This is a genomic window from Zobellia russellii (assembly GCF_018728565.1).
Lineage (GTDB): Bacteria > Bacteroidota > Bacteroidia > Flavobacteriales > Flavobacteriaceae > Zobellia > Zobellia russellii.
This window is the reverse complement of sequence record NZ_JACSOI010000003.1, coordinates 129,384-141,185: the sequence shown is the minus strand read 5'-3', so window position 1 is coordinate 141,185 and position 11,802 is coordinate 129,384. Positions and strand designations below refer to the sequence as shown.

Annotated in this window: 8 protein-coding genes; 1 reads left to right on the top strand and 7 read right to left on the bottom strand. The window is 41.9% G+C overall.

Annotated features, from left to right (window positions below; genetic code table 11):
• Window positions 1–6 precede the first annotated feature (6 nt).
• Genes fsa through H9565_RS08670 form a run of 3 tightly spaced genes read right to left on the bottom strand, consistent with a single transcriptional unit; the run spans window position 7 to window position 3,478 of the window.
• On the bottom strand, window positions 7–660 hold the full coding sequence (fsa, locus tag H9565_RS08680) for a fructose-6-phosphate aldolase (RefSeq protein ID WP_215438847.1): 654 nt from the start codon (window positions 658–660) through the stop codon (window positions 7–9).
• 5 nt (window positions 661–665) lie between these two features.
• Window positions 666–1,991, bottom strand: coding sequence for a xylose isomerase (gene xylA / locus H9565_RS08675; RefSeq protein ID WP_215438846.1), 1,326 nt, complete (start codon window positions 1,989–1,991; stop codon window positions 666–668).
• A complete protein-coding gene (locus H9565_RS08670) occupies window positions 1,979–3,478 on the bottom strand; it encodes a xylulokinase (protein ID WP_215439469.1) in 1,500 nt (499 codons plus the stop codon). Before H9565_RS08670 ends, xylA begins: the two co-directional genes overlap by 13 nt.
• Window positions 3,479–3,811: 333 nt before the next feature.
• On the opposite strand from H9565_RS08670, the gene H9565_RS08665 reads away from it, so the two are divergent.
• Window positions 3,812–4,843: a LacI family DNA-binding transcriptional regulator gene (locus H9565_RS08665; RefSeq protein ID WP_215438845.1), complete on the top strand. Its 1,032-nt coding sequence runs from the start codon at window positions 3,812–3,814 to the stop codon at window positions 4,841–4,843.
• Window positions 4,844–4,846: 3 nt separating this feature from the next.
• On the opposite strand, the gene H9565_RS08660 is transcribed toward H9565_RS08665, so the two are convergent.
• Genes H9565_RS08660 through H9565_RS08645 form a run of 4 tightly spaced genes read right to left on the bottom strand, consistent with a single transcriptional unit; the run spans window position 4,847 to window position 11,790 of the window.
• The gene (locus tag H9565_RS08660; RefSeq protein ID WP_215438843.1) at window positions 4,847–6,952 is read right to left on the bottom strand and encodes a c-type cytochrome domain-containing protein; all 2,106 of its coding nucleotides are present in this window, start codon (window positions 6,950–6,952) and stop codon (window positions 4,847–4,849) included.
• Window positions 6,953–6,956: 4 nt separating this feature from the next.
• Window positions 6,957–8,411, bottom strand: a complete 1,455-nt coding sequence (locus H9565_RS08655; protein ID WP_215438842.1) for a DUF1501 domain-containing protein — start codon at window positions 8,409–8,411, stop codon at window positions 6,957–6,959.
• 16 nt (window positions 8,412–8,427) lie between these two features.
• Window positions 8,428–10,731, bottom strand: coding sequence for a PSD1 and planctomycete cytochrome C domain-containing protein (locus tag H9565_RS08650; protein ID WP_215438841.1), 2,304 nt, complete (start codon window positions 10,729–10,731; stop codon window positions 8,428–8,430).
• A 3-nt stretch (window positions 10,732–10,734) separates the two neighbouring features.
• Entirely contained in the window at window positions 10,735–11,790 is a 1,056-nt protein-coding gene (locus H9565_RS08645; RefSeq protein WP_215438839.1) for an NHL repeat-containing protein, read from the bottom strand.
• Window positions 11,791–11,802: the final 12 nt, after the last annotated feature.

The window sequence follows — 11,802 nt, the reverse complement described above, 5'->3', positions numbered from 1 at the left end:
TTTTTATTAGTTTCCTTTGTTATAATCTGCCAAAAACTTCTCTAAACCACTATCCGTTAATGGGTGCTTTAGAAGGCCTTCAATTGCTGATAATGGACCTGTCATTACATCAGACCCTAATTTGGCGCAGTTAATAACATGCATGGTATGACGTACGGATGCGGATAAAATCTGTGTATCAAAACCGTAGTTGTCATAGATCAAACGTATTTCTTCGATCAAACGTAAACCATCCGTTGAAATATCGTCCAGTCTTCCTAAAAACGGAGAAACGTAGGTAGCTCCCGCTTTAGCGGCCAATAACGCCTGCCCCGCGGAAAAAACTAAAGTAACGTTGGTCTTTATTCCCTTGTCCGAAAAATATTTACAAGCTTTAACTCCATCTGCAATCATAGGTAATTTTACTACGATCTGCGGGTGTAAGGCAGCCAATTCTTCGCCCTCCTTGATCATACCGTCATAATCCGTCGCAATGACTTCAGCGGAAACATCGCCTTCAACTTTCTCACAAATAGCCAAGTAATGCTTTAAAATGTTTTCCTTTCCAGTAATTCCTTCCTTGGCCATCAAAGAAGGGTTGGTAGTTACGCCATCCAAAACACCTAACTCGTAGGCGCTTTGAATGTCGTTTAAATTTGCTGTATCTATAAAAAACTTCATATATCCTAAATGTACTGGTTTACAATATTCTCGAACAATTCTTGCTTACCGCTCTTAAGCTCTAACTCACCATTAGTTACCGCTAGATCGTATAAGTTCTGTAGGCTTAACTTACCATCTTCAAATTCTTTTCCCTTTCCGGAATCAAAAGAACTGTAACGGTTTTCGCGAAGTTTGGTGTAGTCCGAAGACTGGATAATTTTATCGGCAGTAATCAAACCTCTTGCAAACGTATCCGCACCTCCAATGTGGGCCAAGAAAATATCTTCTAGATCGGTTGAGTTTCTTCTGATTTTAGCATCAAAATTAACACCACCACCCTGTAGGCCTCCTGCTTGCAAGAAAACCAACATAGCTTCTGTAGTTTCAAGAATATTGTTCGGGAACTGATCTGTATCCCATCCGTTTTGATAATCACCACGGTTGGCATCCAAGCTTCCTAGCATTCCTGCGTTTGCGGCAACTTCCATTTCATGCTGAAAAGTGTGCTGTGCCAAAGTAGCATGGTTTACCTCTATGTTTATTTTAAAGTCTTTCTCAAGTCCGTGCTCTCTTAAGAACCCGATTGCCGTAGCCGTATCAAAATCATATTGGTGCTTTGTAGGCTCCATTGGTTTTGGCTCAATAAAGAAAGTTCCTTTAAAACCTTGCTTACGGGCATAATCCCTTGCCATGGTCAAGAACTTGGCCATGTGATCCAATTCTCTTCCCATATTGGTGTTCAATAGGGACATGTATCCTTCACGACCTCCCCAGAAAACGTAGTTCTCACCATCTAAGGCAATAGTAGCGTCCAATGCCATTTTTACCTGACCTCCGGCTCTGGCAACCACATCAAAATCAGGGTTGGTAGCGGCACCGTTCATGTACCTTGGGTTAGAGAAACAGTTAGCTGTACCCCATAATAATTTAATACCTGAAGCCGCTTTCTTTTCCTTAAGGTACTCCGTAATCGTAGCCAATCTTTTTTCCGACTCGGTAAAAGTTGATGCTTCTTGAATTAAATCGAAATCATGAAAACAGAAATAATCAAATCCCATTTTGCTGATAAACTCAAAAGCGGCATCTGCCTTGTCTTTTGCGGCTTGAACGGCATCCGTAGATTTATCCCACTCAAAGCTTTGCGTACCTGGTCCAAATGGATCGGAACCCTGCCCACAGAACGTATGCCAGTAGGCAATGGCAAACTTAAAATGCTCTCTCATGGTCTTGCCAGCAACAACTTGATCGGGGTTGTAATATTTAAACGCTAAAGGGTTGTCTGATTCTTTCCCTTCAAACTTAATGTCTCCAATACCTTTAAAGTACTCCTTGTCTCCTAATAATGCCATGTTACTTGTTTTTTTAATAATTGTTCTAATTCTTTTTTCCATGCGGAATATGCAGATTGCAATGCTTCTTTTTCTGCGGATGGTTTATAGCTCATGACATAATCATTGGCCATAATCTGTTCTCCGAAGCTTGAAAAATCGCCATCGCGTAAAATACAAGCCCTAGCTGCACCAATAGCGCCTGTGGTATTATATATTTCTATTTCGCGATCAATAAGTGTCGCTATAGTGTTCGAGAAAATTTCCGAGCGAAACAGGTTATCGTTTCCAGCCCGTATTTTGGTAGCGGTAATGCCGTCCGACCTTAGGATTTCCATACCGTACACAAATGAAAAGGCAATTCCTTCCAATGAGGCCCTACATAAATGGGCTTTGGTGTGGTTGTTCAGGTTGATACCAAAAATATTGGTTCCTAGGTCTACATTGTTCAACATGCGTTCGGCACCATTACCAAAGGGCAATATTTTTACACCGTCCGAACCTTGTGGTACCGAATTGGCCAAATCGTTCATTTCATCGTATGAAGCAACACTTAAGTTGTTCAATAACCAGCGGTATTGAATACCAGCTCCGTTAATACAAAGAAGCTTGCCCACAAACCTGTTGGCCTCACTATAATTCACGTGGGCAAAGTTATTTACCCGCGAGCTTTCCTTAACCGAAAGGTTATCCGTAACCGCGTAGATTACCCCAGATGTACCACCTGTAGCCGCTACCTCCCCCGGATTGAAAACATTCAATGACAATGCATTGTTGGGTTGGTCTCCTGCGCGGTATAAAATAGGCGTGCCTTCTTTTAAACCCGATTCTTTTGCGCCTTGTTCAGACACTTTACTTTGAACCGAAAAAGTATCTACTATTTCAGGTACATGAGATTCATTCAATCCGTAATAGTCCAATAACCAAGTAGCCAGACTATTCGTTTTAAAATCCCAAAAAATACCTTCGGACAAGCCGGATAAGGTAGTGTTTGTCATTCCGCTTAACCTACAAGCTATATAATCTCCGGGAAGCATAAACTTATGGATACGCTCAAAAGTTTCCGGCTCGTTTTCTTTTACCCATTTTAATTTGGAAGCGGTAAAGTTGGACGGCGAATTCAATAAATTCTCACTACAACGGTCATTCCCCAATTCATCAAATGCCTTTTGACCTATGCCCACTGCCCTACTATCGCACCAAATAATGGACTCGCGTAAAGGCTTTAGGTTTTCATCAACCACCACCAATCCGTGCATTTGATAAGAAATACCAATACCCGTGACCTCTTCCGGTTTTATATTGTTCTCGGACAACAATGTTTTTGTTGCGGTACACACATGTTTCCACCAGGTATCCGGGTCCTGTTCCGCCCAACCATTATTAATGGCCAGAATATCCATCTCTGTTTTGGGTTCGCTCACTACAGCTACGGGTTTACCGGTACCCACCTCTACCAAGGCCGCTTTTATTGACGAACTTCCTATATCGTAACCTATACTATACATCATCTTTTGGTGTTTGTAAGTGCCTTTGTTTTTCGGTTTAATCCTCATAGGGTATCTTGTAGACCCCTAAAAACCAAGCGCTTTTGTCAAATTTACACTATAACTTAAAACGAGTTCCAGATAATTCGTTTCCGTACTAAAAATACGAAATACAAGCGTTTATAAATTCAAAATTTCGCAATCACAACCTGTTTAAAATCAGATATTTACAATATTTTACATTTTTCGAAACGGGTTTCGTAAAAAGCGTAGGGCCAAAATGGTATTTTAGCGATCAGGAAGGTAATAAAGAAGTAAAATGGTATTGATGATATTTAGTATCTTGATGCAGTTATGAAACGAAAACTTAGTTTAGACGATATTGCAAAGCATTTTAAGGTCTCTAAATCTACCGTATCCAAAGCATTGAACGATAGCCATGAGATCAGTGCCCGTACCAAGGCCAAAATAGTTGCTTACGCCAAGGAACACAAATATCGCCCTAACCTTAATGCCATTAATCTAAGAAAGGAATCATCGCAATCCGTGGGTGTTATCATTCCCAATGTTCTTAATTACTTCTTTGCCCAGGTCATTAGCGGTGTGGAAAAGGTCCTGAACGATCATGGTTATAATATGATTGCCTGTATCTCCAATGAATCTTACAATAAAGAGGTTGCCATTACGGAGATGTTACGCAAAGGTGCCATTTCCGGACTTTTAGTCTCCTTGGCCGAGGAAACCGGAAAGATGGACAAAGTAGACCATTTTGAACCTTTTTTGAACAAAGGTATACCGTTGGTGATGTTTGATCGTGTTTCCTCAAAATTAGAATGCGATAAGGTAACCATAAATGATACCAAAGCTGCCTACAATGCAACAGAGCATCTTATAAAATCCGGATGCAAGCGTATTGCCGTTGTTTCGCTTTTGGGCGACCTTGAGATTTCAAAACTGAGAATTAACGGGTACCACCAATGCCTAAAGGACCACAATATAGAACTGGACCAGAGCTTAATTTTTGAAAAACTGGAGAAGTCTTTTATGGAGGTAGAAATTCGAAAATTACTCTCTGCCGGAAAAGTAGACGCTATTTTGGGATTGGAGGAAGAAGCAGGAGTTACCTCTTTGCTGACCGCTAATTCTTTGGGCATGAAGATTCCCGAGGCGCTTTCCATAATCTGTTTTACCAACGGGGTGCTTCCCAAATATGTAAGGCCCAGCCTAACTTCTATAAGTCAACATGGGTACCACATGGGGCAACGCGCAGCCCAACGGTTGGTGAGCCGGATAGAACAAACCCAAACGGACAAAGCTTTTGAAACCGAAGTAATCAAAACCACTATGATCGAACGGGATTCTACCATACCCTTGGTAAAAGCCTAACCCTTAAAAAAAGAACAATTGATTAACGCGTATGATCTGGCCTTTTTGCGGTTGCGCTACTATTTTTAAGTATTTATAGGATTGCTTCGGAAGCTTCATAGATATTTCCTTAAGTCGCTCCATTATATTTTCATGGGCAAAACTCTGTTGTTTAATCAGTTTCCAATCTTCCTTGTCATCGCTGGCCCAAACGGCTACATAGTCCAATGGCGAATCCTTTTGCTTAAAATGGATACCACAACTTAGGACCACCTCCCCAATTTCCGGTGCAGAACTGCTAAAATCAACAACGGCCACTAACGGGTCCTTCTTAAAAGAGGCCCAGTATTTAGAGAAACCTATTTTTTCATTGATGCGAACGGCATCCGTTAATATTTTCTCGGCATTGCCCGTGTACGAACTTAATAGCCCGGGGTGTAAAACTTCTACGCCCTCAGGTACCAAACCTCTATCATAAAACTCATAGGAAACCGGTTTACTGGCCAACCAACCGTCTTTATAGGCCAATGTTTTTATGGTCTGTTTTCTTTCGCCCTTTAAATCTAACGCAAAGGGTTTTGTAAAAATGGTTGAAGTAGAATCCGGCTGAGAACCATCCAAAGTATAGTGAATACTAACTCCGTTCATTTTATGTCCTAGGGAAATCAAATCACCAGAACTTATAATATTGCCTTCGTTCTCCAAAGTTGGCGGTGTTAATTCCAGCTCCTCTTCCGGGTTTGGAATGTAACCTTCGTTAATAACCATTTTGGGCAATCCATTTCTTAATGCCTCAATATCCTCTGCCTCCAAGTCCGTATTCCAAACAAACACCTCCTTTAGACTTTTTAGACCTTTTAAGTGCTCCAAAACACTGGCGTCTACAGCGGTTCCGGACAAGGATAAGGTTTCTAGTTGGGTACAACTCGCCAACGCGGCAATAGATTCACTATTTACATCTGTAAAATTGAGCACCAAATGCTCCAAGTTTCCAAACTTTCCAATGGTTGCCGTATGATCTGTATTAATGGGGAGGTTCGCCAGATTTAAATAGACTACTTGATTCTTTACCTTTTCCAATTCGGTTAAATTGGCATCCTGAAAGGCGCTTCGCCCAAATATTGCAACGTCCAGACCAGGTGATGAAGGCGACTTTTGAACTACCGTACGGTACGGATTATTGAGTTCTTTAATTGTCTGCTGACTTACAAAACCGAATTCATACTTTTTTTCTTCCGTAGATTTTATCCATTTACTGGCAAGTAGTTGCTTTAAGGTATCGGCTTCTTTTAGTTGCGCATAATTCACTTGATGGTCCGCTCCGTGTTGAATCCAAGTCCGCATTAATTCAATTTCAGTTTCCGTAAGTTGCGGTTTTCCTTCGGGCGGCATGTGCTCTTCATCTTCAAGAGGCAAGGCTACCCTTTTTAGAAAAAGACTCTCCTCTGCATTATGGGGCAACCACAAGTCTCCATTTTCCCCTCCTTTGGTTATAGCTTCGATTGTGGTCAAATCCAAATCGCCCTTATGTTTCTGCGGATTATGGCAACTGGTACATTTCGCCTTTAAAACGGGAGCAATATATGCCGTATAAACCGGTGTATTTTCATCTATAATTCCCTCTTTTGAAGCGGTAATGGGCTCCATTAAAAAATTAGTGCCATGCGTCAATCCCGCACCAAAATGCCCGCCTACCATAACACCTATCAGACCCACATACAGTAATACCTGAAACACTTTTGGATAGGAATAACACCAAACAAGCGCATAAATCACAAAGCACAAGGCCACGCCTACCCATTTATGGAGCGTTAGCAACTCCGAATCATACCCTTCCAACGATAACAAAAGCCCCATAAGGGTTGCCAGAACCGTTGTAAAGGACGTAAGCAATAACAGCGCAAAGTTTATCTTTTTAAAAGTGGCGGGTTCCAATTGCTTTTTGAACAGATTGAGTACTACCAAAAGTACGATGAACGCTACCGGAAAGTGCAATACCAAAGGATGCATCCGTCCTAAAGGTTGTACCCAAAAGGGAACCTTCATATAGCCTTCAAAGAGTACTAAAAATGCCAATAGTACATGCAGAAAGAACAAAACGTTCAAAACGTAGGGAACCGCTTTTTTCATATAGCTAGGCTAGAATATCTTTTACCACATGGCCATGAACATCCGTTAAACGGAACCTTCTACCCAGATGCTTATACGTTAATTTTTCATGGTCCAAGCCCATTAAATGCATAATAGTAGCATGCAGATCATGAATATGCACCGGACTTTCCACTATGTTATACCCTAACTCGTCCGTCTTACCATAGGAGATACCCGATTTTACACCGCCACCGGCCAAAAAGATACTGAAACATCGTGGATGGTGATCACGCCCATAGTTGTCTCTTGTGAGTTTTCCTTGGCAATAGTTGGTCCTACCGAATTCTCCGCTCCATATCACCAAGGTTTCATCTAAAAGTCCCCTTTGTTTTAAATCGGTAATCAGGGCTGCGGTAGCCATATCCACATCTTTGGCCTGTCCTTTAATCTCGCCTACCAGATCATTGTGCTGATCCCACCCTTGGTGGTACAATTGTACAAAACGCACTCCGGATTCGGAGAGTTTTCTTGCCAGCAAGCAATTGGCCGCATAGGTGCCCGGCACCATACAATCCGGCCCGTACATTTTTTTGATGTGATCGGGCTCATTGGATACATCCGTAATCTCGGGAACGGCCGTTTGCATCCTAAAAGCCATTTCATACTGCTTTATCTTTGCCGGAATTTCTGGATCACCAAACTCATCGTACCCTAGCTGATTTAAAGACGCCAAATGGTCTAGCATCTTACGCCGGGTTTCACGGTCCATTCCCTTTGGGTCGTTCAAATATAAAATAGGGTCTTCACTGGCACTCAATTGCACCCCTTGGTGCGAGCTGTCCAAAAATCCATTAGACCATAATTTTGAATATACTCCTTGACCGTTACCCTTGCCCTTTGAAAGTAACACACAATAGGCCGGTAAATTTTGGTTTTCACTACCCAGACCATAACTGAACCATGAACCAATACTGGGCCTATTCCCAACCTGGGCCCCGGTTTGCATAAAGGTTAGTGCCGGATCGTGGTTAATAGCATCCGTATGCATGCTCTTGATCATGCAAATATCATCTGTAATTTTGGCGATATGCGGAAAAAGCTCACTTACCCAAGTACCGGATTCCCCATATTGCTTAAAGCCGAATTTAGACCCCACTAGCGGAAACGATTTTTGCCCCGCTGTCATACCCGTTAACTTTTGCTCTCCTCTAATTGAAGGCGGTAGCTCTTGGCCGAACATATCGTTCAATTTGGGTTTGTAATCAAAAGTCTCCAATTGCGAAGGTGCCCCGTTCTGTACCAATAAAATAATCCGTTTGGCTTTGGCGGCAAAATGCTTTAATCCCAAAGGCAACTGTTCTTCCGCTGCTTTTTTACCTTTTAGCAAATCGGGCATTAAAAGGGAACCTAAGGCTACACCCCCTACTCCCATGGCCATTTTACCCAAAAAGTGTCTACGGTTCGTATTCAAATAATGTTCAAAAACTTCTTTATCCATATCTTTTAATTGAACGTTAACCTTTTACTATGGTTTCTTCCAGATTATAGATGGTGTGAACAATCTGCATTAGTGCGGCAACTTTCACCTCATCCCTACCCTTTAAAATGGGGTACTCCCCAACTTCAATAAAATCTTTTGCTTTCTGCGTATTGTTCGCAAATGTCTCTTCCTGATCTTGGTAATACTCTACCAACATTTCCTTTTCCTTGGGCTTTATACTCCTACAGAGAATGCGCTCAAAGGCTTTCTCTATTTTTTCATCTACCGTACTTTTTTCCTGTATTAAACTTTCGGACAGTACTCTTGCCGCTTCAAGAATAGTAGGGTCGTTCAAGGCTATGAGTGCTTGGAGCGGAGTCATGGTTGACTGCCTTTTTACCTCGCATTGGTCACGTGTGGCCGCATCAAAAGTCAGTTGAACCGGTGGCAGGGTTGTCCGTTTTATAAAAATATAAATACCCCGTCTATACAGGTCCTTCCCATGATCTTGCACATAATTGGCCAAAATACCACGTCCTGAACTGGCCGCTTCCCAAATACCATCAGGTTGGTATACTTTTACACTACGGCCTCCTATTTCATCATTTAATAAACCGCTGGTTGCCAATGCATGGTCCCTAATGGTTTCCGCAGTAAACCGTAAGCGCGTCATGTGCGAAAGGTATCTGTTGTCCGGGTCTATGGCCAGCTTTTTATTATCAACCACCGAAGACTGTCTGTAGGTAGATGACATGACTATTTGCTTCACCAAACGTTTCATATCCCAATCGTTCTCCATAAAATCTGCGGAAAGCCAATTTAATAAACCTATGTGAGTGGGCAGGTCTCCCTGCATACCAAAATCTCCAGAAGACCTAACAATACCTTCACCAAAAATTTCTTGCCATACCCTATTCACAAAAACACGGCTCGTTAATGGATTCTTTTCATCAAAAAGCCATTTGGTAAGACCAAGCCTGTTACGGTCATAAACCAGAGTATCAAATTTTAAGACCGACTCCGGTGTACTGGGCTGGACAATTTCACCTTTATCATCATACACACCCCTATTTAGCAAATGGGTGGTTCTTATGTCCGGTTTCTCCTCAATAACCATAACCTCTACATCTTCCGGTTCCTTTTTATTTACGAACGGGAGTTCCTTTTCTACAACCTCATCCGTAAGTGTAATTAATGGAGGCTCTGCCAATACTTCGCCCATTGGTTTTGGCCTATGCACTACCTTATCAAAAAAGGCAAAGGTGCTGAAGTAGTCTTTCTGCGAAATGGGATCATACTTGTGATCATGGCACTTGGCACACTCCAAGGTGAGTCCTAAAAAAGCCTTCCCAAAAGTATTGGTTCGATCTGTTACATTTTCTATCCTGAACTCTTCTTCTATAATACCGGCCTCTTGGTTTATTTTATGATTCCTATTGAAACCCGTTGCCAAAATGGTCTCTATGTTTTTAGTGGGCATCAGGTCTCCCGCCAACTGGTAGGTTACAAACTTTTTGTAGCTATAATTTTCGTTAAAAGCATGAATTACCCAATCCCGCCATGGCCACATGGTACGCAACTGATCGTTCTGGAAACCGTGCGAATCTGCATAGCGCGCCACATCTAACCAATGACTCGCCATTTTCTCACCGTAATGAGGACTGGACAATAACTCATCTACTATTTTCCCATAAGCATCGGGAGCATTATCCGATATGAATTTTTTACGCATTTCCGGAGTGGGCGGCAAACCTGTAATATCCAAAGAAACCCTTTTTAACAGACGTTCCTTATCCGCAATTTCGTTGGGTTCAAGACCGACTTCGCTCAGTTTATCCAAAACAAAATGGTCAATTTCGTTATTCACCCAATCTGAATCCGTATTTGGAATTTTTGGTTTTTTCACAGGTATGAACGCCCAGTGAGGGTCATAGACCGCTCCCTGCTCTATCCACTTTTTCAACACCTTTATTTCGTAATCGGATAGTTTTAAATTGGATTCCAACGGTGGCATAAGGTTGGAACTATCCTTGGTCGTAATCCGTTGGTACACCATGGATTTTTCTATATTCCTAGGCACAATAACAAACTCGTTTTCCGAATCCTTTAATGCCTTATACGCCCCTTCGGGAGTATCTAGCCGCAGGTCTGCAGACCTTTTATTGGCATCGGGACCGTGGCAATTAAAACACTTGTCCGACAAGATAGGACGCACATCAAAATTATAGTCTACCCTATCCGGCACTTTTTTCTGCGGAATGGAAGCATATTGCCCTTGGTCCTTGCAAGAGACCAGAAGTACGCCCAAAATTAGGAGTTGTAAAACCTGTTTTTTCATGAACTATACCCTTTCTAATTTTATAGGATAGGTTTTATTGGCATTCCACTGACAGACATAAATGTTCTTATCATCATCAATACATACATCATGACAATGATTGAACAACGGCACCTCTTGCACCATAAGCTGTAGTTCCCCTTTCTTATAGACGGGGGCAGTACCTCCGGGATTTGAGATTACTTTATTGTCTTTGTCCAGAATGGTAACAAAACCCGAATCCGGAGTTTGCTCCAAATATTTAAGTCTGGACCAACATACGCCCGAGTACAAATTCTCACCATCTATGACCGGCCTACAAACAAAAGCCCCGGGCAGAAAAATACTGGACAGATATTTACCGTCCAGGCTATAGCGTTTAAACGAATTGTGCTTTCTAGAGGTACATAATAAAGTGATATTGTTGGGATCTCTGTCATCTATCGTAACTCCGTGGGCCGTACTGAACAAATGGTCCTCAAGACCGTGCCCCCCAAATTTTCTGATAAACTCTCCATCTTTTGAGTATTGCAAAATGAAATCGGAGCCATACCCATCAGCAACATAGATGTCTCCGTTGGGACCTACAGCAGTTTCCGTAGGACGGTACTTTTGGTCCTTTTCATATACTCCTATCTCATGCGGATTTGGCAATTGCATAAGTACTTTGCCGTCTACCGTAGTTTTTAAGATAGCCCCATCATTATCAGTAATAAAAAGCATATCCTCTTCCCCTTCTTTGGACAGGGTTAAACCATGGGCGGATTTTAAATCATGAGTCCAGCTTTTTAATAGTTTTCCAGACTTGTCATAAACAATAACATTGTTCTTTATTTCATCCGTTACCATAATCAATCTGCCTTTGGAGTCCATTACCATTTCATGGCAATTTTTCACCGGAGTGCTTGCCGGATTTAGGTTGCCCCACTCTTTATGGACACGATATTTAAAATTGCCATGACCAATAATTTGATCGGATAATTTTGGCCTGTTTATAATCCCAAAACTATAAGTGGGTATGGTTACAGCGGCACTTGCAAGAGCGGACTGTTTAATGAAGTTTCGTCTGGAGTTTTTCATTTGAGTATTTTT